This window comes from Micromonospora sp. DT15, assembly GCF_049841475.1.
Classification (GTDB): Bacteria; Actinomycetota; Actinomycetes; order Mycobacteriales; family Micromonosporaceae; genus Micromonospora.
In genome coordinates this window covers 853,505-876,815 of the sequence record NZ_JBNCKJ010000001.1, presented here as the reverse complement: position 1 = coordinate 876,815, position 23,311 = coordinate 853,505, and the positions used below count along the sequence as shown (strand labels likewise).

The following is a 23,311-nucleotide window of genomic DNA, read 5'->3' as shown; positions in this document are numbered from 1 at the left end:
ACAAGATCCCCTACCAACCACGGCCGACAGATCAGGCACCCGTCCCCGCTTGACGAAACCCATAGGGACACCCCCCCCCCCCCGTTGTGCGGATCTTGGGGCCGGGGCGTGCCCCCGAGGGCGGCACGACAACGGGTGAGGGGTCAGTCGCGTTCGATCAGGTGGCCTACCACCGTTGGGCCGAGCATCACCGCGAAGCCGCTTCCGTCGCGGCGTGGGTCCGCAGCGGGCAACTCGACCGGCTCGCCGGTGCCGGTCGCGCCGACCGGTCGAGGGCCCACCCAGGCGACGGCCACGTCCGTCTCACCCTTGAGGAAGCGGTGCGCGCGCACGCCGCCGGTCGCCCGGCCCTTTGCCGGGTACGCCTTGAACGGCGTCACCTTGACCGTCGCGCCGGTGGAGGTGACCACCATCGGCTCGCCGTGCCCCGGGTCGTCGGTGCGCACCGCGCCGAAGAACGCGACCCGCGCCCCGACCGGCAGATTGATGCCGGCCATACCGCCACCCTTGAGGCCCTGCGGCCGCACCAGCCCGGCGGGGAAGCGCAACAGCGACGCCTCCGAGGTGACGAAGGTCAGCGTTTCGGTGCCGTCGGTCAGCCAGGTCGCCCCGACCACCTCGTCACCGTCGCGCAGACCGATCACCTCGAACTCGTCCGAGCGCACCGGCCACTCCGGCGAGCAGATCTTCACCGCGCCCTGCCGGGTGCCCAACGCCAGCCCCGGTGAGCCCTCCGCCTGCCCGCCGAGCGGGGCCAGGCCGACGACGGTCTCCCCCGCCGCCAACGGCACCAGCTCGGCCGCGGACATACCGCCACGCAGTGACACGGTGCCCGCCTGCTCGGGCAGCACCGGCAGCGGCAGAACGTCGACCTTGAACGCCCGACCGGCGCTGGTCAACAGCAGCACCCGACCACGGGCGGTGGAGTGCACTGTGGCGCGTACCGTGTCGTGCTTGACCCGGCCGTTGCGTCGGCGCCCTTCGGAGCTCTCCTCCGACTCGGCCGCGGTCCGGGCGACCAGCCCGGTCGCGGAGAGGATCACCTGGCACGGGTCGTCGGCGACCTCCAGCGGGCCGGCCGGCGCGGACGCGGCCAACACCTCCTTGAGGTCACCGTCGACAAGCGTCGTGCGACGTTCGGTGCTGAACTGCTTGACCACGGCCGCCAGCTCGTCGGAGACGACCTTTCTGAGCACCCGCTCGTCATCGAGGATCTTGCTCAGCTCGGCGATCTCGGAGCGCAGCCGCTCCTGCTCGGCCTCCAGCTCGATCCGGTCGAACTTGGTCAGCCGGCGCAACGGAGTGTCCAGGATGTACGTGGCCTGGATGTCGGAGAGGCCGAACCGGCTCATCAGCCCGTCCTTCGCGGCCTGCGCGTCGTCGCTGCCCCGGATCAGCCGGACCACCTCGTCGATGTCCAGCAGCGCGATCAGCAGGCCGTCGACCAGGTGCAGCCGCTCCTGACGCTTACGCCGACGGAACGAGGTGCGCCGGGTGACCACCTCGTACCGGTGGGCCAGGAAGACCTCCAGCAGCGCCTTGAGGCCCAGGGTGCGCGGCTGCCCGTCGACCAGGACCAGGTTGTTGACGCCGAACGACTGCTCCAGCGGGGTCAACCGGTAGAGGTCGGCGAGCAGGGCCTGTGGGTTGACTCCGACCTTGCACTCCACGACGAGGCGGGTGCCGCTCTCCCGGTCGGTGAGGTCCTTGACGTCCGCGATGCCGGTCAGCCGCTTGGTCTTGGTGACCTCGTTGGTGATCGCGGCGATGACCTTCTCCGCGCCGACGCCGTAGGGCAGCTCGACAACGGTGATCGCCTGACGGCCCCGGCTGCCCTCGATCGGGCCGATCTCCACCTTGCCGCGCATCCGCACCACGCCGCGGCCGGTCTCGTACGCCCGGCGCACCTCGTCCAGGCCGAGCAGCACCCCACCGGTGGGCAGGTCGGGGCCGGGGACGAACTCCATGAGTTTGTCCAGAGTGGCGTCCGGGTGGTTGATCAGCCAGCGGGCCGCGGAGACGACCTCTGCCAGGTTGTGCGGGATCATGTTGGTGGCCATCCCGACCGCGATCCCGGACGCGCCGTTGACCAGCAGGTTGGGGAAGGCCGCCGGCAGCACTGTCGGCTGGGTCAGCGACCCGTCGTAGTTGGGCTCGACGTCGACGGTGTCCTCGCCCAGCTCACCGACGAGCAGCATGGCCTCGCGGGACATTCGGGCTTCGGTGTAACGGCTGGCAGCCGGGCCGTCGTCTGGAGATCCAAAATTTCCATGCCCGTCGATGAGGGGCACGTTGAGCGAGAAGTCCTGCGCGAGGCGGACCATCGCGTCGTAGATCGCCGTGTCGCCGTGCGGATGGTACTTTCCCATGCAGTTGTGAACGACGTAGCCCTCGGCGACGAACGCGTGCTCGTCACTGCCAACCTGAATGTCGTACGTAACGTCGGGTGACACCTCCTCGACCGAGGTGACTCGGAGAAACGAACTCCCGACCAACGCTTCCAGTCGAGCTGCGAGTGGAGAGCCGAGGCGGTGGAGTTTGTCGATCCAACCGTCCCGGACCGCACGCTCCAACTGGAACGACCGGTCCGCAAGCGCTACGCCATTGCGGTCCTTGCCGTACCGTACCTTCGGTCCGCCGCTCGCCGAGAGCGAGGCGCGAAACGCCTGGCCGTCTTGGTCCCGGAACCACCCGCCGCCCTGGTGCGCGGCCGTGAACTCCGCGACGACCGGACCGTACGGCAACCGGTCGTCGCCCTGCTTGCCGCTGTACTCGTAGCCGATGTCGGCGACCCGCTGCAAGCCGTCCTGCTTGTATCCGATCCGCACCCAGGGCAGCAGCAACCGGGCAAGGTCTGCGGCGTCCCGCCCAGAGACCGAGAGGCCAAAGAGCGGGTTGCCTGCGGAGGCGCGACCGCTGGTCCAGTGGTGCCCGTGCAGCCCTTGGTCTGCAAGCATGGCGTAGATCTGCCGCACCAGCACCTCGCTCGTGCTGACGAAGACGATCTCCCTGAAGCGCTTACGGACGTAGCCGTCTCCGTCGAAGAAGCCGGCGAGGAACGGCACCCAAGCCGACCGGTTCGCGATGATGTCGTGCGGTACGGACTTGTCTCGGCTGAGCGAACGCGTCGCTTCCAGTAGCCCCTCGTGACGACTGAAGGTCAGAATGTGCTGGTCGCGATGGAGGGGGTTGCGCGCCTCGCGCTTACCTCGGGAGACGTTCACCCCACTGGCGATGGCCCAGCCGTGAGCGACATCGAGCGGTTCGATGTCACACATGTGGATCCGAACCCGGCCGTCCGCTGCGCGGTTCCGGTCGGCCGGGAAGCCCTCGGCTACCAGCAGTCCGCGCACGTAGTCGTAGACGTTGCCAGGTTGCGTCGACACCTCGCTACGGCGGTTCCCGTAGGCCAGCGAAAGGCGTCCCGCCAGATCCCGAGCCTCGGCCCACTGCACCGAGAGGTCGTCCGCGACCACCCGGAAGCGTTGGCCTGGGGTGACGAGCATCGTGTGCCCATTACTCCAGGTGACGCGCACGAGGTCGGAGGTCGGGTTTCGATACACGGCGGTGACCGGGACCGAAGCGCCCTCACCATCCAGCACGAGCTCTCCGACCTCGATCTCCTCGATCGGTCGCAGGCCATCAGGCGTGGAGACCAGCGTGCCGGCAACGAAGCAGTCCCCGACAATTCGGGCGGACTTCACATGCCCACGGTCGGGGCGGTAGCCCTGCTCGTACATCGACCAGAGGATGCGCCGGTGCACGGGCTTGAGGCCGTCGCGGGCGTCGGGTAGCGCGCGGGAGTGGATGACCGAGAACGCGTACTCCAGGTAGGAGTCGGAGACCTCGGTGACCAGCGGGTTGTCGAAGACCCGCGCGCCGGCCTGGTCGAACGAGGAGAGGTCGACCTTGTTTTCCTTACGGCGTGCCATGACTCAGCTCTCCATCGGAACGGATCGGGCGCTCATGCCGTCGCTTCGCAACGGCAGGAGACACCATCGCGCTGTATCGAGATTCGCTCGCTGTCGCTCGCTCACGCGTCGATCGCATCCCGGTCGACGCGGTCGGCGGAGTCGATGAGCCAGTTGCGGCGCGGCTCGACCTTCTCGCCCATCAGCAGTTCGAGGATGCGTTCGGCGGCATCGACGTCGTCGAGGGTGATCCGGCGGACGGCCCGGGTGGCCGGGTTCATCGTGGTGTCCCACAGCTCGTCGGCGTCCATCTCACCGAGACCCTTGAACCGTGGGATGGGCGTGACGATCTGCTTGCCGGCCTTCTCCAGCTTGCGGACCGTCGTCTCCATCTCGGCCTGGGTGTAGGTGTAGACGGTCTGCGGACTGCGCCCCTTGGTGGTGATCTTGTGCAGGGGTGGCATCGCCGCGTAGAGCCGACCGGCCTCGATCAGCGGTCGCATGTACCGGGCGAACAGAGTGATCAGCAGCGTACGGATGTGGGCGCCGTCCACGTCGGCGTCGGCCATGATCAGCACACGGCCGTAGCGCAGCGCGGAGAGGTCGAAGGTGCGCCCCGAGCCGGCGCCGAGGACCTGCACGATGGCCGCGCACTCGGCATTGTCCAGAACCTGCTGGAGGTTGGCCTTCTGCACGTTGAGGATCTTGCCGCGGATCGGCAGCAGCGCCTGGTATTCCGAGGAACGGGCCATCCGGCTCGTGCCCAGGGCGCTGTCACCCTCGACGATGAACAGCTCGCTGCGATCGATGCCGGTGGCCCGGCAGTCGACGAGCTTCGGCGGCATGGACGCGCCCTCCAGGGCGGTCTTGCGCCGAGCGGCGTCCTTCTGCTGCTTCTGGGTGAGCCGCACCCGGGCGGCGTCGACGATCTTCTGTAGGACGGTGCGCGCCTCGGCCTTGGTGCGCCGGTCCTCCAGCCATGCCTTGATGTGCGCGTCGACCAGGGACTGGAGAACCTTGGTGATGCCGGTGGTGGAGAGCTCGTCCTTGGTCTGCGAGGTGAACTGCGGCTCGGGGATCCGCACGTGCACCACCGCCGTCATCCCCTCCAGGACGTCGTCCAGGGTGGGCGGCTCCTCCTTGGCCTTGAGCAGACCGCGGGTGTTACGGATCGCGTCGGCGAGCGCGCGGACGAGGGCCCGCTCGAAACCCTTGCGGTGGGTTCCGCCGTGCGCGTTACGGATGGTGTTGGTGAAGCACTCGACGGTGCGCTCGTAACCGGTGCCCCACCGGAACGCCACCTCGACCTCGGCGCGCCGCTGCACGTTGGACTGCATGACGCCGTTGGCGTCGGCGGCGTTCTCCCGGTAGGTGCCCTCGCCGTTGACCAGCAGTGTGCCGGAGACCGGCCGGTCGCCGGCCGGGGCGAGGAACTCCACCATGTCGCTGAGCCCGTTGGGGTAGTGGAACCGCTCCTCGGCGGGCGCCTCACCGGTCAGGTCGCGGAGCAGGTAGGTCACGCCGGGGACCAGGAAAGCGGTGTTGCGCAGCTTCATCCGGACGGCGTCGACGTCGAGCGCGGCGCCGGTCTCGAAGTAGCGGGCGTCGTGCCACCAGCGGATCGAGGTGCCGGTGCGCTGGCCGCGCTTCATGGCCCCGGTCACCTGGAGCCCGGGGCCGGCGGTGAAGGGGGCCTCCGGCCCGTCGCCGTCGAAGATGCCCGGGACGCCGTGTCGGAACGACATCGCGTGGACCTTGCCGGCCCGGCGGACGGTCACGTCGAAGCGACGGGACAGCGCATTGACGGCCGACGCGCCGACACCATGCAGACCCCCGGAGGTCTTGTAGCCGGAGCCGCCGAACTTGCCGCCGGCGTGCAACCGGGTCAGCACCAGCTCGACGCCGGAGATGCCGGACTTGGCGTGCACGTCGGTGGGGATGCCCCGGCCGTCGTCGTCGACCTGCACCGAGCCGTCGGCGTGCAGGATTACCTCGACGTGGCTGGCGTGACCGGCGACACCCTCGTCGGTGGAGTTGTCGAGGATCTCGTTGACGAGGTGACCCACGCCACGGCTGTCGGTGGAACCGATGTACATGCCGGGCCGCTTGCGGACAGCGTCCAGGCCCTCAAGGTGGGTGAGGTCATCGGCCCCGTACAGGGTGTCTGGCTCTGCGGTCAACTGGTCGTACTCCCCGGTCTCGGCGGTGTGCTGCCGGTCACCGGCGACATCAGCCGGCGTGGCGCGCCGCAGCGAGCCTAGCCCGAGGCTAGGACAACTACCGGAGGACCTACGCGACCCGCCGCGCGTGGCCGTCCGGACGTGAGCCAACGAACAGCGTTCGGGTGATCATGAAACCACGCAGAGACACCGCCTACCGGCACGCGGGGCCAACTCGACGCGGTAGCGGGTCATGCCTACGCGCCCGTGTCTTTCATCGAACGAATCTGTTACGGGCCATTGACGCCTGTCGCGCCGGGGTGATCTGATCGCGCTCTCAGAGAATCTTTCATCTTTCGATGGTTGGGGGCCCCATGCCCAGGTTCCGGCGTACCGCGCTCGCCGCGGGACTAACGATCGCCATGGCCGCGTTGTCGACCGCCGTCGCGCTGCCCGCACCCGCGGCTGCCGCGCTGCCCACCGCCGCGGTGGCACTCGGGGACAGCTTCATCAGTGGCGAGGGCGCCGGGGCGTACACCCCGGTCGTCGACGTCAACGGAGTCAGCCAGGGCTTCCCCGGTTGGACGGCGGCGAACAACAACGCGTTCTTCTGCCACCGGTCGGCGAACGCCTCGCTCAACCAGGCCAACCTGCCGGGCATCCAGAACCGGTTCAACCTGGCCTGCTCCGGTGGCCAGCCACACGACATCGCCAACGCCTCCCAGGCGCGGACCAACGGTCGTACCGTGGCCTCGCAGCTGAGCCAGTTGCGCGCCGTCGCGCAGACCCAGGACATCGACCTGGTGCTGATCGGCCTCGGCTCCAACAACAGCTCGTTCACCTTCGGCAGCGTCGCTGAGAAGTGCGCCAACCGGTTCATCGCCGACGCCTGGACCGGCTGGTGGGAGTTCTGGGCGTACCTGAACGGGCCGGTGGAGCAGAAGCCGTGCAGCGACGCCGACCTGGCCACCGCCGCGCAGCTCAGCGCCGCGACCGCGGAGACCACCGCAGCCGTACGCCAGATCCTGACCACCCTCGACCAGGTGGACGCGGACGGGCAGCACCGGGTGGTGTTCCAGGACTACACGAACCCACTGCCGCTGGACCTGAACCAGCAGTTCCACGAGGAGGACAGCCGGGACGACACCCGGGACAAGTTCCGTGACCTGGGTGCCGAGCGGTACGCGGCCGGTTGCCCGATCCACCGGGCCAGCCTGGCGCCGGGGCACCGCTTCTCCCAGGGTCTGGGCGGCATCGTGAAGTCCACCCGGGACACTCTGGCCGCCGAGTTCCCCGCCGACGACCTGGTGTACCTCAACGTGCAGCAGGCCTTCAACGGTGCCCGGCTCTGCGAGCAGACCAGCAGCCCGAGTGGCGCGTTGGCCACCCCGATCCGGCTCCAGGACGGCGCGACCGGCACCTTCGTCACCAGCCTCGCCGGCAAGGACAAGATCGCCATCCAGCGCATCGCCAACACCTGCGTCAGCTACTTCCAGACCTGCCAGGAGTCGTGGCACCCGAACGCCACCGGGCACCAGGTGCTCGGCCAGTGCCTGAGCGGCGCGGCGTCCACCAGCGCCCGAGCGGTGGCCTGCGTCCGGGCCAGCAACGGGGCGATCTCGGTCTCCTGACCACAGCGCCCTTCGGAGGGCTCCGCCGATCGGCGGGGCCCTCCGTCGCGTCCAGCGAGCGCGCGGCACGTCTGCCCGTCGCTGTCGTGGGGCCGCACGGCCGGCTACTACCCGCCGGTAACGTCAGGCCGTAGGCTGGGTCGGTGAACGGGGACCCGGAATACGCGCAGGAGTTCGTCGACGTCGACGGTGGCCGGCTGGGTGTGCAGGTCTATCCGGAGCCGCCCGGGGTGACCGGCGCGCCGGTGGTGGTGATCTGGCCGGCGATGGGGGTCCGGGCCCGGTACTACCGGCCCTTCGCCGCCGAGCTGCGCGCCGCCGGGCTCGCCGTGGTCGTGGCCGACCTGCGCGGCACCGGGGCGAGCACGCCCACGCCGAGTCGGGCGGACCGGCACGGTTACGCCGATCTGGCCAACGACGTCGGCGCCGTCCTGGCCGCTCTCAAGCCGCGACTGGACGGGCGCACCCGACTGCTCCTCGGGCACTCACTCGGCGGGCAGGCCAGCCTGCTGCATCTCGCCCTGCACGGGACCGACGAGGTGGACGGCCTGGCGCTCATCGCCGTCGGCATCCCGTACTGGCGGACCTACCCGGGCCGGCGCGGCCTCGGCGTGCTGCCTCTCACCCAGGGGATCGCCGCGACGGCGGCGCTGCTCGGGGTCTGGCCCGGCTGGGGCTTCGGCGGCCGGCAGGCGCGCGGCGTGGTCCGTGACTGGGCGTACACGGCGCGGAGCGGCCGTTTCCCCCGGCTCGACGGTACGGACAGCGAGGCGGCGGTCCGCGCGGTGCGGACCCCGGTGCTGGCCGTCAGTGTGGACGACGACCAGTTCACCCCGCACGAGACAATGGACCACCTCTGCGCGAAGCTCGTCGACGCGCCGGTGACCCGGGAGCGTTACACAGTGGCGCAGGCCGGGGCGACACTGGACCACTTCACCTGGGTCCGCGCGAGCGCCCCGCTGGCGCGGCGGATCGCCGGTTTCGTCGGCGACCTGCCGCCCCGCTGAGCCGTACCGGCCGGTCGGCTCACTCGTCCTGGTCCAGCGGCACGAGTTCCCCGTCCCGTTCCACCTGGATCTCGGCATGCTCCTTGCGGGGTGGGACCTCTGCGGTGTTCCGGTGTGGGTCGTTGTCGGGGTGCATGAGCACCGCGTCTGTTTTGGGGGTCTTCTCCCGGCTCTCGTCCGGCTGCGACATCCCGTTCCCCTCTCGTCGGCGTCGCTCGGGATCTACCCGCCGCCGGGCGAACGACTCCTGCCCTGGGCAGGTAGAACCGCCGACACCGCTGATGTCCGGTAGCGGCCCGCCACGGCGGTGATCGGCCCGCCCGGGGCGGGGTTAGCCGCTCGACCGGCGGGTAAGCCGCACCGCCCGACACGGCGGAAGGGGATCACATGTCCGAACGGCATACCGCACTGCGCTCGATGCACGATCTGGGCCTGGCGGCCTGGTTTGGCGGCTCCCTCATGGGTGCCTTCGGTGTGAACGGCGCAGCGGCGAAAATCAGCGACTCGACCCAGCGGCTCCCGGTCGCCTCGGCCGGATGGTCCAAGTGGACACCAGTCAACGCGGCCGCGATCGGCGCCCACCTGGCCGGCGCCGTCGGCGAGCTGGTGACCGAGAGCCCACGGGTGGCGGCCCAGGCCGGCGTGGGCCGGGCCAGCGCCATCAAGACCGCGTTGACCATCGGCGCGCTGGCGGTCACCGGTTACAGCCGGTTGGTCGGCATGCGGCTGGAAAAGGCGGGCGGTCCGTCGGTGAGCGGCGCCACCGAGCCGAACCACCAGACACCGGCCAGTGTGGCCTCGTCGCAGCGGCAGATGAAGCTGCTCCAGTGGGCCATTCCGGCGCTGACCGGGACCCTGGTCGTGGTCACCGCGTACATGGGTGAGCAGCAGAAGCCCGGCCAGGTGTTCCGCGGGATGCTCGGTCGCGCCGGTGGGATGAAGGGCGCCTCGAAGGGCATGATCAAGATGGCGGGAATGAGCAACGGCAAGCGGCCGATGGCGATGGCCGGACGCTGAACGGCAAGCCGGTCGGCGTCCCGCCGCCACCTCGACGGCGGGGCGCTGACCGGGCTGCTCGCGCACCGGAGCGATGACGGGTCCCGCGCGGGCGGCGGGCGTGCCGGCGACATGTCGTACGCCGCGCTCGGGCGGGCGGTCCCGGCCCGAGGACGGCACATCGTCCGCCGTAGCGGCGGACCGACGAGCGGGGTGGCCATGACGGCGCACGAGGGACGCAGCGGGAACAACGACCGGCTCGAGCCGGAGGCGACCAAGCCGTGGGGCACCGGCGACGACTTCGACGCCGACGCGCCCTGGGGCACCGGCGACGACTCACCGATGGACGAGGGCAGCGAGGAGACCGCGGTGCCCGCGGGACGGCGCGGAGAGCGACGCGCGGGTGCCCCGGTGGGCCGGTCGGACCCGGCGGGACGACACGGCTTCGGCTCGGTCGAGCCGACCCGTACGACGATGGCCGGACCCGGTGCCCCACCCGATCCCGCCCCCAGCGGCAGGAGCTTCCCCGACGACGCGGACATCGGCGAGTCGACCCAGGACGCCCTGCGCAGCCGGGGACGCCGGTCCTGAGCGGACCGGCGTCGGGCCGGGTGACCGGTGCGGAGATCAGCCGGTCGCCGGAACGGCCTGTTCGACGAGCATCGTCTCGGCGAGCAGTTGCGCCAGCCGGGTGGCGTCGCGCTGGGCCTGCCCGGCGCAGCAGTTGTTGAACAGCACGTGCAGCTCGTCGGAGAGGTCGGCGAACTCGGCCAGCAGCGCGGCCCAGTGTCGGAGCTCGTCCTCGGCGTAGGCGTACCGGAACTTCTCCTGCTTGTCGCCTTCACGCCAGGCGTCGCTGTGACCGTGGAACCGGACGATCGCCGGCTCCGCCGTCATGGTCAGGATCGGCGGCACCGACGACGGGTGCCCCTGTGGCATGTCGACGCAGACCAGGGACAGGTCGTGGGCGCGTAGCAGGTCCAGAGTGTCCGCCGCCGCGTCGTCGTCCAACCAGGAGCCGTGCCGCAGCTCCACACCGACCCGCCACGGGCGGCAGCGCTGCGCCAGCTCGACGATCCGGCGTTCGGCAGCGGGGCTACGCACCAGCCACGGCGGGAACTGCAACATCACCACACCGAGCTTGCCGGCCGCCGCGATCGGGTCGAGGGCCGCGCGGAACCGGGCCCACAGCTCGTCGTACGCCGGCTCCGGCAGGTCCCGGCGGCGGATCCGGCTCGGGCCGCCGGCCGGTCGCAGGTCCCGTGGCAGCACGGCGACCGGTGTCGGGTGACCGGTGAAGAGGCTGAACGCCTTGACGTCGAAGGTGAAGTCGTCCGGTGTGGCGTCCACCCAGCCCTGGGTCGTCTCCGGCACCGGGATGGCGTAGTAGGACGTGTCCACCTCGACCAGCGGGAACTGGCTGGCGTAGAAGCCCAGTCGACGGGCCGGCGTGCTGGCCGAGCGTGGGTACCACCCGGAACGCAGCAGGGACTGGTCCGCCCAGGACGACGTGCCCACCTTAATCACACCCATGTCATTCAGTGGACCGCCATCGGCGCGGATCGGCAACCGCTGGCGGGTCTTCGGTCGAGGAGGTGTCGTGCCCGGGAAGTGTCGGTGCCTCGCCCTACGGTGGCACCGGGTGGACATCAACGAAGGGTGGCGGCATGACCAGCACTGAGCAGCTCACCGGCGAGCGCGCCGATCTCCTGCAGACACTCCGCAGGCACCGCGGTTTCCTCCTGCAGACGGTCGACGGGCTCACCGACGAGCAGGCGGCCAGCCACCCCACCGTCAGCGGGCTCTGCCTCGGCGGCCTCATCAAGCACGTGTCCGGCGTCGAGCACCGGTGGATGCTCTTCGCCGCCGGTGGCGCGGAGGCGATGAACCGCGAGGAGATCGACTGGGTCGGTCAGTTCCAGATGTTGCCGGGCGAGACCCTCGCCGGGCTGGTCGAGCGCTTCCAGGAGGTGGCCGCCCGGACCGACGAGTTGACCGCCACCCTCGACCTGGACGCGGCGCACCCGCTGCCGCAGGCGCCCTGGTTCGAGCCGGGAGCGAGTTGGACGGTCCGGCGGGTGCTGCTGCACCTGATCGCCGAGACGGCCCAGCACGCCGGGCACGCCGACATCCTGCGGGAGTCGATCGACGGCGCCAAGACGATGGGCTGACCCGACCACCGCGCGGGCGGGTCGCGCGGTGGTCGCCGACAAGCCTCAGCGGAGTCGGGTGCGTGCCCGAACCCCGGTGGTGCGGTCCCTGGCGTAGGCGTCGGAGTGGCCCCAGCGGCCCGGGATGTCCAGCAGCTCCAGCCGACCGAACCCCTCGGGCACGGCCGGGTTCACCAGCAGGTTGTCGCCGGTGGGTCGCAACCCCAGGGTGGTGCTCAACAGCATCAGCAGTGCCCCGGACGACCACGACTGCGGGCGCGCGGCCCCCGGCAACTGCACCGGATACTTCGTCAGGCTGCGCTCGTGCCCGGCGATCGCCTCCGGCACCGCGCCGCCGAGAGTCTGCGCCAGGTCGAAGATGCCGCCCGCGATCGTGGCCGCGTGCGTGTCGCAGCCGTAACGGCGCAGACCAGCGGCGATCAGAGCGTTGTCGCCCGGCCACACCGCCCCCAGGTGGGCGCCCACCGGGTTGTACGGGCGCTGCCCGGTGGCGAAGGTGCGCACCCCCCAACCACTGAACAAGCGCGGTCCGACCAGATGCTCGGCGACCGTCTCCGCGCGGTCGTCCGGGACTATCCCACTCCAGAGCAGATGCCCCATGTTGGAGGCCAACGCGTCGACCGGCTCACCGTACGGGTCGAGTGCCAACGCGTAGTAGTCCCGGTGGGGCAGCCACCAATCCCGGTTGAAGCGGTCCTTCAGCGCCGCGGCTTCCCGCTCCAGCCGGTCGGCGTACGCGGGGTCGTCCCAGAACTCCCGGGCCAGCCGGGCGCCCCGCCTCTTCGCGTCGTACGCGTAGCCCTGCAACTCGCAGGTGGCGCGGGGGAATGCGGGTTGCCTGTCGTCGGCGCTGGTGATGGCGTCCGGGGAGTCCTTCCAGCACTGGTTGACGGCGCCGTGGCGCTCGTTTCGACGCTGGTAGCGCACATAGCCGTCTCCGGTCAGGTCGCCGTACTCGTCGATCCAGTCCAGCGCCATCCGGGCCGGGTGGCGCAACTCGCGTACCAGGTCCCCGTCACCGGACCACCGCTCGTACTCGTCGAGCAGGACGACGAAGAGCGGGCTGGTGTCCGCCGATCCGTAGTACAGCGCGTTAGCCCGGTCGCCGAACGCGCCGGACTCGCCGTACCGGAGGTGGGCCAGGATCTTGCCTGGTTCCTCGTCCAGTTCGTCGTCGAGGTGGCCGCCCTGCATGAAGGCCAGCATCCGCAGCGTCGCGGGGGTCAGTTGCGGGGTGAACGCCAGCGTCTCCAGGCACGTGATGATGCTGTGCCGTCCGCACAACCACATCGCCCACGGCAGACCGGCGATCGGCACACGGGCGTCGTACGACAGCGGCTGGTACCGCAGTGCCGCCAGGTCGGCCAGGCTGCCCCGGTACATCTCCTCCAGCCCGGCGCGTTCGGCCACCAGTTGCGGCGCCTGGTCCATCCAGTTCGCCAGGCTCTCGCGCATCCCGGTACGCACGGCCCGCTGGTGGGATTCCAGGGAGTCGCGGACGTCCTGCCCCTCCGCACCGCCCATGGTCATGGAGATGTGCAGGTCGGTCTCCCACTGCCCCTCCGGGGCGATCCGGACCCGGAACGTCATTCCTCCCTCGTCCACCTCGACCGGTTCGGTGCTCCGCACTGTGGTCTGGCGGACGAAGCGCTGCCGTTGGTACCGCAGCACGAGCTGCTGGTTCGTCGAGTCCGCAGCGACCTCGACGGCCCGCTGGCGGAGGTGCCCAATCTCGGCGATGTCGGTGAAGTCGCTGCCCATCTCCACTCGTATCGTGAAGTCGGCCGGCTCCGACGAGTGGTTGAGCACCGTGATGCTCTCGTGCAGACAGTCGTGGATCGAGCGGTGGCGGATGATCGACACGTCGGCGTCGACGTAGTGGCTGGCCGCGCCGGGGACCAGGACGAACCGCGTCTCGAAGTACGTCAGGTCGTCGCGGGAGAGCGCGTTGATCCGTTCGCCGTCGATCCTGAGCACCCAGTGGGACAGGAAACGGGTGTCGTACGCGAAGAGCCCGACGGGTGACCGCGGGTCGGCCTCGATGTCGCCCTGAGCGTCGGAGATCGCGAACACGTTACCGGCGATCACGTGGAGCAGTTCCTGCCTCACGACCGTCCCTCCCAGGCGTGCACCGGGCGACGGTCTGAGGCCTGGGCACCCGCCGCGCTCCGGTCGGAGGGCCGAGCGGCAAGGGCAGCGCGGCCGAGCTCCCGGGGATGCCGGGCGCCGCTCGGCCCCGCGAAGATCCGCCGCAGCAGCATCAGCAGTCGCATGTCGCCGTGAAGGGCGAGGTCGTTGCGCAGCAGAGCCGCGCCGGGGTGCAGCTGTCCGTTGACCATCCGGTCGAACACCCACCGGTCCGCGCTGACGACCAGGTCGGCGTCGTCGGCCGACCGTGCCACCTGAACCTGCTGGTCGGCGACTGTCAGGTACCAGTGATCGGTGCTGCCGTCGTCGCGCACGTCCAGCCGCAGCGTTCCCGCTGTGGTCTCCGGCAGGTCGGGCCGCCGACCGGTGTCCAGCTGTCGCAGGTACTGCTCCGCCGTCGCGCCCATCGGCTCCCCTCCCCACGGTTCCCCGCAGGATCACCCGCGTCGGGGTGAGCCCGGTTCACCCGAAACAGGTGAGGTGCCAGATCTGCTGCGGCGTCGGCCCGTTTGCTCCGGGACGAGGTGGGCAGCCCAGTGGTTCAGCCGAGCGGACGGGAGCACCGGTTATGCGCGCGCTGCGATTGCGGGAGTGGAAGTCGGAACCGGAGTTGGTCGAGGTTCCCGATCCGACGCCGGGGCCGGGTCAGGTGGTGGTCCGGATCGGCGGTGCCGGCGCCTGCCATTCCGATCTGCACCTGATGGACGAGTTCGAGCCCGGCACGATGCCCTGGAACCCACCTTTCACTCTCGGGCACGAGAACGCCGGCTGGGTGCACGCCCTCGGTGCCGGGGTGACCGGGCTGTCGGTCGGCCAACCGGTCGCCGTCTTCGGCGCGTGGGGCTGCGGCACCTGCGCCCGATGCCGGGTCGGGATCGACCCGTACTGCGAGAACCAGTCCGCTGCGCCGGTGCCGAGCGGGGGCGGCGGCCTTGGACTGGACGGCGGCATGGCCGAGTTCGAGCTGGTCCCGGACGCGCGGCACGTCGTGCCTCTTCCGGAGGGTCTGGACCCGGCACAGGCCGCACCGCTCACCGACGCAGGGCTCACCCCGTACCACGCCGTCCGGCGCTCCTGGCCGAAGCTGCCACCGGGCAGCACGGCCGTGGTGATCGGGGTCGGCGGGCTGGGGCATGTGGGTGTGCAGATCCTCAAAGCCACCACAGCCGCCCGAGTGATCGCCGTGGACACCCGGGCCGAGGCACTGCGGCTGGCCGAGGAGTGCGGCGCCGAGCGCACCGTGACCTCCGGCCCGACCGCCGCCGAGGAGATCCGGGACGCCACCGGCGGGCGGGGCGCCGACGTGGTGCTGGACTTCGTCGGCACGGACACCACCCTGGCGCTCGGCGTGGCGGCGGCCCGCACCGTGGGCGACCTGACCATCGTGGGGATCGGCGGCGGCACCGTGGGGGTGTCGTTCTTCTCCGTGCCCTACGAGGTGAGTATCGCGACCACGTACTGGGGCAGCCGCCCCGAGCTGGTGGAGGTGCTCGACCTGGGTGCCCGGGGCCTGGTCCGTCCGAAGACCACCACCTTCGCGCTGGACGACGCGCTGGACGCGTACCGCCAGTTGCGCGACGGGACCCTTGAGGGCCGGGCGGTGATCGTGCCGTGAGCCCGGTGGTCAGTCGGCCTGGATGAGGCCGCGCACGTAGGCGGCCTGGCCCACGTGTTGCAGGTCGTCGTCGACGATGCTGACCAACCGGACGCCGAGGGTGACCGGCGGGTCCCACGCCTCGTCGACCACGCGGTCCAGGTCCGCCGGGCCCAGGCCGGCCAGCAGGCTTCCGGTACGCGCCGCGACCGCCTCGTAGTAGTCGATCAGCGCCTGCGCGCTCTCCGGCCGCACGGCGGCGACCTGAGCGGGCGAGTGCCCGTAGCCGGTGTTGTCGGGGTCGGCGGCGAGCCCGAACCGACCCGCCCAGTCGCCGCTCACCCAGATCTGCTCGGCGTCGAGCAGGTCGGCGACGTGGTGGTCCTGCACCCGGGTGAGGTGCCAGACCAGCCAGCCGACCGAGTTGGCGCCCGGCCCGGGCTGGTGGCGCAGTTGCTCGGGGCTGAGGCCGTCGACCGCCGCGCGGACGAGGTCGGGCAGCCTGTCGTACGCCTCGGTCAGCAGGTCACTCACGTTCACGGGTACGCCTTCCAGGTCGGTTTCCGAACAGGTACCGCCAACCCATGGCGCGCAAACCTCGGCCGCTACGGTGATCGAATGGTCGCCGCGGTGGAGTTGTACCTGGACCCGGACGCCACCCGCCGGATCCGGGTGCTCTGGGACGCGCTGGAGGCCGAGGGGGTGCAGAGCATGCGCTCGCTGCTGGAGCAGCGCCACCGTCCGCACGTCTCGCTCATGGTGGCGCCCCGTTTCGACCCGGAGCAGGTCGCCGAGGCGCTACAGGGGACTGTGGTGGCCGCCCCGCTGCGGCTCGACTTCCAGCATGCCGGCCAGTTCGTCGGTCGGGTGCTCTGGCTCGGGCCGGCGCCCACCCCGGAGTTGCTCGCTCATCACCGGCTGGTGCACGACCGGCTCGCCGCCGCCGGCATCGCCCTCGCCGAGCACTACCGGCCGGGGCGGTGGGTGCCCCACTGCACGCTCTCCATGCGGGTGCCGAACACGCTGATGGCCGCCGCGGTGCGCCGCTGTCTGGAGGTGTTGCCGCTGAGCGCGACAGTGGTCGGCGCGGCGCTCACCGACCACGCGCGAGGAATCGCCCACCCGCTGCCGTGACCGCACCTCGACCATCGAGGCGTAATGTCCGGTTTGGCGGGCGGCAGTCGGAAACCCGAAAACAAGCGGTGCGGATGCGGCCGGGCGTGGGAAGGTTCGAGTGGCTGTCGTACCGGTGGTGGGCTGCTCACAGGTGGTCCGCCCGGCCGGTGTGGCGCGGGTTCACCCCGCGCCGCCCACGGCGGCTCGACGAGGAGAGGCAGGGCCCATGCAGGCTCAGCGCAGGCCACCGCGCACGGAGCGGAGCCAGACCCGGGAAGACCGGACCGGCGGGGGAATGACCGGAGCGGCCACGCCACTGACGATCTGGGCGGCCGCCGTACTGCTCGGCCGGATCAGTGCCGGCGACGACGACGTCGAGGACGAACGGCACATCCTGCGCGGCATCGAGTGAATCCCGCCCGCGCGGGTCAGAGCCAGCCGCGCCGCTTGAAGATCACATAGAGGGTGCCGCAGACCAGCAGCATCAACAGCAGCGCGAAGAGGTAACCGAAGCGCCAATTCAGCTCCGGCATGTGGACGAAGTTCATGCCGTACACGGTGCCGATGAGCGTGGGAGCAAAGAGGATCGCCGCCCAGGAGGAGACCTTCTTCAGCTCCTCGTTCTGGCTGTAGCTGGCCGCGGTGAGGCTGCGCATCTCCTCGTTCTGCTGCTGCGAGACGAGGGTGGCGTTGACGGTGAGGATGTTCTGCAACAGGTGCCGGAAACCGTCCACCCGCTCCACCACCTGGGTCAGGTGGTCGGTCACGTCGCGCAGGTAGCGGCGCAGCTCCTCGTCGGCGCTGGCGCTGCCGGCGCCGTCGGCCAACGCGTCGAGCACGCTCAGCAGCGGGCGGGCAGCCCGCTGGAACTGGATGACCTCGCGGCTGAGCCCGTAGATGCGGCGGCTGGCGTTCGGGTCGCCACCGAACACCTGGGTCTCGATCTCGTCGATGTCGTTCTCCAGTCCGGCCACCACCGGCGCGTACCCGTCGACGACCTGGTCGAGGATCGCGTACAGGACCGCCTCCGGCCCCCGGGCGAGCATCTGCGCCTCGGTCTCCAGCCGCCGCCGCACCGCGGCCAGGTCGGGCGCCTCACCGTGTCGGACGGTGACGACGAACCCCGGGCCGATGAACAGGTGCAGCTCGGAGAACTCGACCTCCTCCCGGAGGTCGTCGTAGCGGGCGGCACGCAGCACCAGAAACAGGGTGTGCCCGTAGCGCTCCAGCTTGGGCCGCTGGTGGGCGTTGATCGCGTCCTCGACCGCCAGGTCGTGCAGCCGAAACTCCCGGGCCAGCGAGGTGATCTGCTCGATGTCGGGCCGGTACAACCCGATCCAGGCCATCGCGCCGTCCTGCTCCTGCAGGCAGCGGTACGTCTCCGCGAGGCCGGACGGCGAGGCGAACCGGTGCCCACGGATGTAGACCGCACTGTCCACCAGGCCGCCGTGGGACGCGGCGGCGGGTGACTCCGTGGGCGGCGGCACACCGACCCTCGTCTCGTACTCGTCGAGTTGGCGGCCGAAGCCCCCACCCGGGCGGAAGCGACGGCCGCCGACCATGCCCTGTCCCCTCCCCCGGTGCCGTCCCGACCAGCCCGGGGCGCTGCTTCCCCTCTGTCCTGGGCCCTGAAACCCGCAGTGGCGTCGGTTGGGTTCCGCGCACCGGCGGACGGAGCCGGCCCGCCGGGCGGATACTCACGGTGACCGTGGGCGGGATGACGGGGGACGCGCCGGTGAAGGTCGACAGACGCACCGGCCGGTTGCGGGGGTGGCTGCTCAAAGCCGGCTCGGACCAGGCCGTGCAGCACCCGGGGCCGCACGGGCGCCCGCCGGAGCGCCGGCACCACCCGTGGTGGAAGGTGATGTGCCTGACCGGGGTCGACTACTTCTCCACGCTGGGTTACCAGCCGGGCATCGCGGCGCTGGCCGCCGGGGCGCTCTCACCGGTGGCGACCCTGGTGCTGGTGCTGGTGACCCTGCTGGGGGCGCTGCCGGTCTACCGGCGGGTGGCGGTGGAGAGCCCGCACGGTGAGGGCTCCATCGCGATGCTGGTACGCCTGCTGAGCTACTGGCCGGGCAAGTTGCTGGTGCTGGTGCTGCTCGGTTTCGTGGCCACCGACTTCATCATCACCATCACCCTCTCGGCCGCCGACGCGACGGCGCACATCGACGAGAACCCGTTCTGGCCGAGCGGGCTCAAGGGTCACGAGGTACTGGTCACGCTGCTGCTGGTGTCGCTGTTGGGCGCGGTGTTCCTCAAGGGATTCACCGAGGCCATCGGGATCGCCGTCGTCCTGGTCGCGGTCTACCTGACGCTGAACGCGGTGGTGGTGGCCGACGCGCTGTGGCGGGTGGCGACGCATCCGAGCGCGGTCGGCGACTGGACCACGATGCTGACCACCGGGCACGGCGATCCGTGGATGGTGGTCGGGCTGTCGCTGTTGGTCTTTCCGAAGCTGGCGTTGGGTCTGTCCGGCTTCGAGACCGGGGTGGCGGTCATGCCGAGCGTACGGGGTGACCCGCAGGACTCGGAGGCACGCCCGCTGGGCCGGATCCGTGGCGCGCGCCGGCTGCTCACCACCGCAGCTTTGATCATGAGCGTCTTCCTGATCACCAGCAGCGTGACGACCACGGTGCTCATCCCACCGGAGGCCTTCCGGCCGGGTGGACCGGCGAACGGGCGCGCGTTGGCCTACCTGGCGCATGCCCACCTCGGCGAGGTGTTCGGCACCATCTACGACCTGTCCACGATCGGAATCCTCTGGTTCGCCGGGGCATCGGCGATGGCTGGTCTGCTCAACCTGGTGCCGCGCTACCTGCCCCGTTACGGCATGGCGCCGACCTGGGCGCGAGCCGTCCGGCCGCTGGTGCTGGTCTTCACCGCCGTGGCGTTTCTGATCACGATCGTCTTCGGGGCCAGCGTGGACGCGCAGGGCGGCGCGTACGCCACCGGGGTCCTGGTGTTGATCACCTCGGCCGCGACGGCGGTGACGCTCGCGGCGCGCCGGCAGCGTCAGCGCGGCCGTACCATCGTGTTCGGCGTCATCGCGGTGATCTTCGTCTACACCACGTCGGCGAACGTGGTGGAACGCCCGGACGGTGTCAAGATCGCGGGCTGTTTCATCGGCGGGATCATCCTGGTGTCGGTGCTGTCCCGGCTGATGCGGGCCTACGAGCTGCGCGTCAACCACGTCGAGCTGGACGACACCGCCGCTCGGATGATCGACGAACGCGCCGGACGGCGGATCCGCCTCATCGCGCACGAACCCGACCGGCGCGACGAGGCGGAGTACCGCGCCAAGCTGGCGCAGACCATGGCGGACAACGAATTTCCCGACGACAGCGACGTCATCTTCGTCGAGGTCACTGTCACCGACCCGTCCGACTTCGAGACCGAGCTGCTGGTCAGCGGCGGGGTGGTCGGCGGCCGCTTCCCGGTGCTCAGCCTGGCCAGCTCGTCGGTGCCCACCGCGCTCGCCGCACTGTTGCTGGAGATCCGCGACCGCAGCCGTCGACGCCCTCACATCTACTTCGAGTGGTCCGAGGGTGGCCCGACCCGCAACTTCCTGCGCTACCTGGCGTTCGGACAGGGTGCCATCGCCTCGGTGACCCGGGAGATCCTGCGTCGCCAGGAGCCCGACCCGCACCGTCGACCGCACGTGCATGCCGGCTGACCTGCGAGCCGGCAGTCCGTCGCGCACAGTGAGCGTGGTCATACCGACTGGACGATCCACCCGTTCCTGCTGCTAGCCTCGGCGCAGGTCATGAGCGCCAGCGCGAAGCCCCGGCTCGCTGGCCGGCAACCCTCCTCCGCGGTGGGGTGCCCCGGGTGAAGACCAGGCACCGGCAGGACGTCGGTGCAAGCGTGGCCTGGCACCCAGGTCAGCACAGACCCGGGAGAACCATGCGCATCATCCTCAGCACCACCCCACCGACCGACGTCGCGGACTCCCGCACCGGTCGACCCTCGCCCGCACTGATCCGGCGACGGCACGTGGACATGATGCGAATGTGCAGCGCCGCCTGTCGTCGCGGCACCGCGCTCTAGCACCCCCTTCCCGAGCTCCTTTCCCACCGGTACGCCCATCGGGCGCGCCGTCGGTGGCGCACGTCCGTGCGCGCCGAGACACCACCCTTCGGAGACACCAGTGCGATTCCTTCCTGCCCTGACCCGCGCCGCCGCCCTGGGCGCTGTCACGATCCTTGCCGCCACCGCCCTCACCGCCTGCGGAGACGACAGCTCCTCCGACGCCGACGCCAACCCGTACGGCCTGGCCCAGTCGGGAGTGCTGCGCGCCGGAACGCTGACCGACGCCCCGCCGAACGTGTACCTCGAGGACGGCAAGTTCACCGGCTTCGACAATGACCTGCTGACCGCCGTGGCCGGCAAGCTCTCCCTCACTGTCGAGTTCGTCGGCACCGACTTCTCCGCGCTGCTCAGCCAGGTCAACAACCGCAAGTTCGACGTCGGCAGCTCCTCGATCACCATCACCGAGGCCCGCAAGAAGACTGTGGACTTCGGCAACGGCTACGACTTCGGCTACTTCGGCCTGGACGTCCCGACCGGCTCGCCGATCACCAGCTTCGACCAGCTCGCTGGCAAGCGGGTCGTGGTGGTGCAGGGCACCGTCCAGGACGACTACGCCACCGGCAAGCAGCTCAACCCGGTGCGGGTGCCGGACTACAACGGCGCGATCAACCAGCTCAAGGCGGGCACCGCCGACGCCTGGATCGCCCCGGCGGAGATCGGTGAGAAGTCGGCCGCCGACAGCAAGGGCAAGATCACCGTGGCGGCCAAGCAGCTCAGCCCGGCACCGACCGCGTACGCGGTGGCCAAGGGGAACGACAAGCTGCGCGAGGCGCTGAACAAGGCCCTCGACGAGGTCATCGCCGACGGCACCTGGGCCCGGTTGCAGGCCCAGTACTACCCGGGCCGTCCGATCCCGGCGGACTTCGCCCCGGGCAGCGGCGCGGTCAAGGTCGCGCCGTCGGCGTCCGCGTCGGCCGCGTCCTGAGCCGGTGACGAGCGAGCGGGGCGGTAGGAGGAGCAACCGATGGATCCGTTGAGCACCCTGTGGGAGACCTTCTTCGACTGGGACGCGATGCGCGAGGCGCTGCCCGAGATGCTGACCGTCGGGTTGCCCAACACGCTGATCCTGGCGGTCTCCGCCGCCCTGCTCGGCTCGGTGCTGGGCCTGTTGCTGGCCGTCGCCGGGATTTCCCGCAGCCGCTGGCTGCGCTGGCCGGCGCGGGTCTACACCGACGTGTTCCGGGGGCTTCCGGCCGCGGCGACGATCCTGCTGATCGGGGTCGGGCTGGCCCCGCTGGGCATGCAGGTCTGGGGGCCGGATCCCTACCCGTTGGGCATTCTGGCGCTGTCGCTCATCGCCGCCGCGTACATCGGCGAGATCTTCCGCTCGGGCATCCAGTCGGTGGAGGCCGCCCAGTTGGAGGGCGCCCGGGCGCTCGGCTTCTCCTGGGCCGACGCGATGCGGCTGGTGATCATTCCGCAGGGCATCCGGCGGGTGCTGCCGGCCTGGGTCAACCAGCTCATCGCGCTGATCAAGGACTCCAGCCTGGTCTACTTCCTCGGCCTGGTGGCCAGCCAGCGGGAGCTGTTCCGGATCGGGCAGGACTACGCGGCCACCACCGGCAACGAGTCGGCGCTGCTGCTGGCGGGGCTCTTCTACCTGGCGTTGACAGTCCCGCTGACGCACGTCGTCAACTGGATCGACCGGCGGCTGCGCAACGGCCGGCCGGCCGCCGCACCTGACGACGAGGACGACGAGCCCCTGTTGCCCACCGCCACCCAGGGAGACCGGCGATGACCACCACCGAAACGACCACCTCGGTCAGCCTCGACGTACGCGACGTGCACCTCGCCTTCGGGCCGAACCGGGTGCTGCGCGGCGTCGACCTCTCGGTGCCGCGGGGCGCGACGGCCTGCGTCATCGGCCCGTCCGGGTCGGGCAAGTCCACACTGCTGCGCACCATCAACCGGCTGATCGAACCGGACCGGGGCGACGTGCTGCTGGACGGGCGCAGCGTGCTGGGCGACGACCCGGACGCGCTGCGGCAGCGGGTCGGCATGGTGTTCCAGCAGTTCAACCTCTTTCCGCACATGAGCGTGCTGCGCAACGTCACGCTGGCGCTGCGCCGGCTGCGCAAGCTCGACACTGACGAGGCGGAGGCCGTGGCCCGGGCCCAGTTGGAGCTGGTGGGGCTGGCCGGCAAGGCGGATTCCCGGCCGGCGCAGCTCTCCGGTGGTCAACAGCAGCGGGTGGCGATCGCCCGCGCGCTGGCACTGCGCCCCGAGGTGATGCTCTTCGACGAGGCGACGTCGGCGCTCGACCCGGAGCTGGTCAAGGGCGTCCTCGGGGTGATGGCCGACCTGTCCGCCGCCGGCATGACCATGGTGGTCGTGACCCACGAGATGGGCTTCGCCCGGCAGGTCGCCGACACCGTCGCCTTCATGGACCGGGGCGTGGTGCTGGAGGCCGGCCCACCCGAGGCGATCTTCGAACGGGCCGAGCACCCGCGGCTGCGCCGGTTCCTCGACCAGGTGCTCTGAGCACT

General features: G+C 70.6%; 21 protein-coding genes, 2 pseudogenes and 1 riboswitch. Of the genes and pseudogenes, 13 read left to right on the top strand and 10 right to left on the bottom strand.

The window, feature by feature from the left end:
- Positions 1–143 precede the first annotated feature (143 nt).
- The 4 genes and pseudogenes from ACLQ3F_RS04050 to ACLQ3F_RS04035 all read right to left on the bottom strand — a co-directional run bounded on the left by ACLQ3F_RS04050 (position 144) and on the right by ACLQ3F_RS04035 (position 6,091).
- A complete protein-coding gene (locus tag ACLQ3F_RS04050; protein WP_425846192.1) occupies positions 144–2,453 on the bottom strand; it encodes a DNA topoisomerase (ATP-hydrolyzing) in 2,310 nt (769 codons plus the stop codon).
- A gap of 423 nt (positions 2,454–2,876) precedes the next feature.
- Positions 2,877–3,506: pseudogene (locus ACLQ3F_RS04045) on the bottom strand (LAGLIDADG family homing endonuclease); the annotation flags it as partial.
- 168 nt (positions 3,507–3,674) lie between these two features.
- Positions 3,675–3,932, bottom strand: a pseudogene (locus tag ACLQ3F_RS04040) (DNA gyrase subunit A); the annotation flags it as partial.
- Positions 3,933–4,033: 101 nt separating this feature from the next.
- Positions 4,034–6,091, bottom strand: coding sequence for a DNA gyrase/topoisomerase IV subunit B (locus tag ACLQ3F_RS04035; protein WP_425846129.1), 2,058 nt, complete (start codon positions 6,089–6,091; stop codon positions 4,034–4,036).
- A gap of 353 nt (positions 6,092–6,444) precedes the next feature.
- On the opposite strand from ACLQ3F_RS04035, the gene ACLQ3F_RS04030 reads away from it, so the two are divergent.
- Together ACLQ3F_RS04030 and ACLQ3F_RS04025 are read left to right on the top strand one after the other, a co-directional pair.
- Entirely contained in the window at positions 6,445–7,701 is a 1,257-nt protein-coding gene (locus ACLQ3F_RS04030) for a hypothetical protein (RefSeq protein ID WP_357230173.1), read from the top strand.
- Between the two features lie 143 nt (positions 7,702–7,844).
- Complete coding sequence (locus ACLQ3F_RS04025; RefSeq protein WP_425846123.1) at positions 7,845–8,708, top strand: alpha/beta fold hydrolase; 864 nt, start codon at positions 7,845–7,847, stop codon at positions 8,706–8,708.
- Between the two features lie 19 nt (positions 8,709–8,727).
- Here ACLQ3F_RS04025 and ACLQ3F_RS04020 read toward each other — a convergent pair whose 3' ends face one another.
- Complete coding sequence (locus ACLQ3F_RS04020; protein ID WP_181541054.1) at positions 8,728–8,898, bottom strand: hypothetical protein; 171 nt, start codon at positions 8,896–8,898, stop codon at positions 8,728–8,730.
- A 197-nt stretch (positions 8,899–9,095) separates the two neighbouring features.
- Between ACLQ3F_RS04020 and ACLQ3F_RS04015 the strand changes: the two genes are divergently transcribed.
- Together ACLQ3F_RS04015 and ACLQ3F_RS04010 are read left to right on the top strand one after the other, a co-directional pair.
- Positions 9,096–9,725, top strand: coding sequence for a hypothetical protein (locus ACLQ3F_RS04015; RefSeq protein ID WP_357196833.1), 630 nt, complete (start codon positions 9,096–9,098; stop codon positions 9,723–9,725).
- 198 nt (positions 9,726–9,923) lie between these two features.
- Positions 9,924–10,295, top strand: a complete 372-nt coding sequence (locus tag ACLQ3F_RS04010) for a hypothetical protein (protein WP_357196836.1) — start codon at positions 9,924–9,926, stop codon at positions 10,293–10,295.
- 36 nt (positions 10,296–10,331) lie between these two features.
- Here the strand turns inward: ACLQ3F_RS04010 and ACLQ3F_RS04005 are convergent, their stop codons facing one another.
- Positions 10,332–11,237 (bottom strand): DUF72 domain-containing protein, encoded by a 906-nt coding sequence (locus tag ACLQ3F_RS04005; RefSeq protein ID WP_425846119.1) that lies wholly within the window; start codon positions 11,235–11,237, stop codon positions 10,332–10,334.
- Between the two features lie 134 nt (positions 11,238–11,371).
- On the opposite strand from ACLQ3F_RS04005, the gene ACLQ3F_RS04000 reads away from it, so the two are divergent.
- Positions 11,372–11,875, top strand: coding sequence for a DinB family protein (locus ACLQ3F_RS04000; protein ID WP_425846117.1), 504 nt, complete (start codon positions 11,372–11,374; stop codon positions 11,873–11,875).
- Between the two features lie 45 nt (positions 11,876–11,920).
- Here the strand turns inward: ACLQ3F_RS04000 and ACLQ3F_RS03995 are convergent, their stop codons facing one another.
- A complete protein-coding gene (locus tag ACLQ3F_RS03995) occupies positions 11,921–13,984 on the bottom strand; it encodes a glycogen debranching N-terminal domain-containing protein (protein WP_425846114.1) in 2,064 nt (687 codons plus the stop codon).
- Complete coding sequence (locus ACLQ3F_RS03990; protein WP_425846112.1) at positions 13,981–14,430, bottom strand: SCP2 sterol-binding domain-containing protein; 450 nt, start codon at positions 14,428–14,430, stop codon at positions 13,981–13,983. Before ACLQ3F_RS03990 ends, ACLQ3F_RS03995 begins: the two co-directional genes overlap by 4 nt.
- A gap of 161 nt (positions 14,431–14,591) precedes the next feature.
- On the opposite strand from ACLQ3F_RS03990, the gene ACLQ3F_RS03985 reads away from it, so the two are divergent.
- Positions 14,592–15,638, top strand: a complete 1,047-nt coding sequence (locus tag ACLQ3F_RS03985; protein WP_357261501.1) for an NAD(P)-dependent alcohol dehydrogenase — start codon at positions 14,592–14,594, stop codon at positions 15,636–15,638.
- Between the two features lie 9 nt (positions 15,639–15,647).
- Here ACLQ3F_RS03985 and ACLQ3F_RS03980 read toward each other — a convergent pair whose 3' ends face one another.
- On the bottom strand, positions 15,648–16,157 hold the full coding sequence (locus ACLQ3F_RS03980) for a mycothiol transferase (RefSeq protein ID WP_357196854.1): 510 nt from the start codon (positions 16,155–16,157) through the stop codon (positions 15,648–15,650).
- A gap of 78 nt (positions 16,158–16,235) precedes the next feature.
- Between ACLQ3F_RS03980 and ACLQ3F_RS03975 the strand changes: the two genes are divergently transcribed.
- Both ACLQ3F_RS03975 and ACLQ3F_RS03970 read left to right on the top strand, forming a co-directional pair.
- Entirely contained in the window at positions 16,236–16,751 is a 516-nt protein-coding gene (locus tag ACLQ3F_RS03975) for a 2'-5' RNA ligase family protein (RefSeq protein WP_393221341.1), read from the top strand.
- Positions 16,752–16,959: 208 nt separating this feature from the next.
- Positions 16,960–17,145, top strand: a complete 186-nt coding sequence (locus ACLQ3F_RS03970; protein ID WP_357196860.1) for a hypothetical protein — start codon at positions 16,960–16,962, stop codon at positions 17,143–17,145.
- A gap of 16 nt (positions 17,146–17,161) precedes the next feature.
- On the opposite strand, the gene corA is transcribed toward ACLQ3F_RS03970, so the two are convergent.
- Positions 17,162–18,295: a magnesium/cobalt transporter CorA gene (corA, locus tag ACLQ3F_RS03965; protein WP_425846105.1), complete on the bottom strand. Its 1,134-nt coding sequence runs from the start codon at positions 18,293–18,295 to the stop codon at positions 17,162–17,164.
- A gap of 155 nt (positions 18,296–18,450) precedes the next feature.
- Between corA and ACLQ3F_RS03960 the strand changes: the two genes are divergently transcribed.
- The 5 genes from ACLQ3F_RS03960 (at position 18,451) to ACLQ3F_RS03940 (ending at position 23,306) form a co-directional block, all read left to right on the top strand.
- The gene (locus ACLQ3F_RS03960) at positions 18,451–20,409 is read left to right on the top strand and encodes an amino acid transporter (protein WP_425846103.1); all 1,959 of its coding nucleotides are present in this window, start codon (positions 18,451–18,453) and stop codon (positions 20,407–20,409) included.
- An 86-nt stretch (positions 20,410–20,495) separates the two neighbouring features.
- A riboswitch (SAM riboswitch) is annotated at positions 20,496–20,607 on the top strand.
- 32 nt (positions 20,608–20,639) lie between these two features.
- Positions 20,640–20,783, top strand: coding sequence for a hypothetical protein (locus ACLQ3F_RS03955; RefSeq protein WP_355006809.1), 144 nt, complete (start codon positions 20,640–20,642; stop codon positions 20,781–20,783).
- A 100-nt stretch (positions 20,784–20,883) separates the two neighbouring features.
- Positions 20,884–21,750: an ABC transporter substrate-binding protein gene (locus tag ACLQ3F_RS03950; protein WP_425846101.1), complete on the top strand. Its 867-nt coding sequence runs from the start codon at positions 20,884–20,886 to the stop codon at positions 21,748–21,750.
- Between the two features lie 39 nt (positions 21,751–21,789).
- Positions 21,790–22,563: an amino acid ABC transporter permease gene (locus ACLQ3F_RS03945; RefSeq protein WP_425846098.1), complete on the top strand. Its 774-nt coding sequence runs from the start codon at positions 21,790–21,792 to the stop codon at positions 22,561–22,563.
- Entirely contained in the window at positions 22,560–23,306 is a 747-nt protein-coding gene (locus tag ACLQ3F_RS03940; RefSeq protein ID WP_355006812.1) for an amino acid ABC transporter ATP-binding protein, read from the top strand. The genes ACLQ3F_RS03945 and ACLQ3F_RS03940 overlap by 4 nt, the downstream gene beginning before the upstream one ends.
- The last annotated feature ends 5 nt before the right edge of the window (positions 23,307–23,311 follow it).

Excerpts from the sequence above, each read along its gene's own strand:
- ACLQ3F_RS03970 (WP_357196860.1), top strand. The coding sequence starts at position 16,960 with ATGCAGGCTCAGCGCAGGCCACCGCGCACGGAGCGGAGCCAGACCCGG.
- ACLQ3F_RS03975 (WP_393221341.1), top strand. The coding sequence starts at position 16,236 with ATGGTCGCCGCGGTGGAGTTGTACCTGGACCCGGACGCCACCCGCCGG.
- ACLQ3F_RS03985 (WP_357261501.1), top strand. The coding sequence starts at position 14,592 with ATGCGCGCGCTGCGATTGCGGGAGTGGAAGTCGGAACCGGAGTTGGTC.
- ACLQ3F_RS03990 (WP_425846112.1), bottom strand. The coding sequence starts at position 14,430 with ATGGGCGCGACGGCGGAGCAGTACCTGCGACAGCTGGACACCGGTCGG.
- ACLQ3F_RS04000 (WP_425846117.1), top strand. The coding sequence starts at position 11,372 with ATGACCAGCACTGAGCAGCTCACCGGCGAGCGCGCCGATCTCCTGCAG.
- corA (WP_425846105.1), bottom strand. The coding sequence starts at position 18,295 with ATGGTCGGCGGCCGTCGCTTCCGCCCGGGTGGGGGCTTCGGCCGCCAA.
- ACLQ3F_RS03955 (WP_355006809.1), top strand. The coding sequence starts at position 20,640 with ATGCGCATCATCCTCAGCACCACCCCACCGACCGACGTCGCGGACTCC.
- ACLQ3F_RS04015 (WP_357196833.1), top strand. The coding sequence starts at position 9,096 with ATGTCCGAACGGCATACCGCACTGCGCTCGATGCACGATCTGGGCCTG.
- ACLQ3F_RS04020 (WP_181541054.1), bottom strand. The coding sequence starts at position 8,898 with ATGTCGCAGCCGGACGAGAGCCGGGAGAAGACCCCCAAAACAGACGCG.
- ACLQ3F_RS03945 (WP_425846098.1), top strand. The coding sequence starts at position 21,790 with ATGGATCCGTTGAGCACCCTGTGGGAGACCTTCTTCGACTGGGACGCG.
- ACLQ3F_RS04010 (WP_357196836.1), top strand. The coding sequence starts at position 9,924 with ATGACGGCGCACGAGGGACGCAGCGGGAACAACGACCGGCTCGAGCCG.
- ACLQ3F_RS03960 (WP_425846103.1), top strand. The coding sequence starts at position 18,451 with ATGACGGGGGACGCGCCGGTGAAGGTCGACAGACGCACCGGCCGGTTG.
- ACLQ3F_RS04030 (WP_357230173.1), top strand. The coding sequence starts at position 6,445 with ATGCCCAGGTTCCGGCGTACCGCGCTCGCCGCGGGACTAACGATCGCC.
- ACLQ3F_RS04005 (WP_425846119.1), bottom strand. The coding sequence starts at position 11,237 with ATGGGTGTGATTAAGGTGGGCACGTCGTCCTGGGCGGACCAGTCCCTG.
- ACLQ3F_RS03940 (WP_355006812.1), top strand. The coding sequence starts at position 22,560 with ATGACCACCACCGAAACGACCACCTCGGTCAGCCTCGACGTACGCGAC.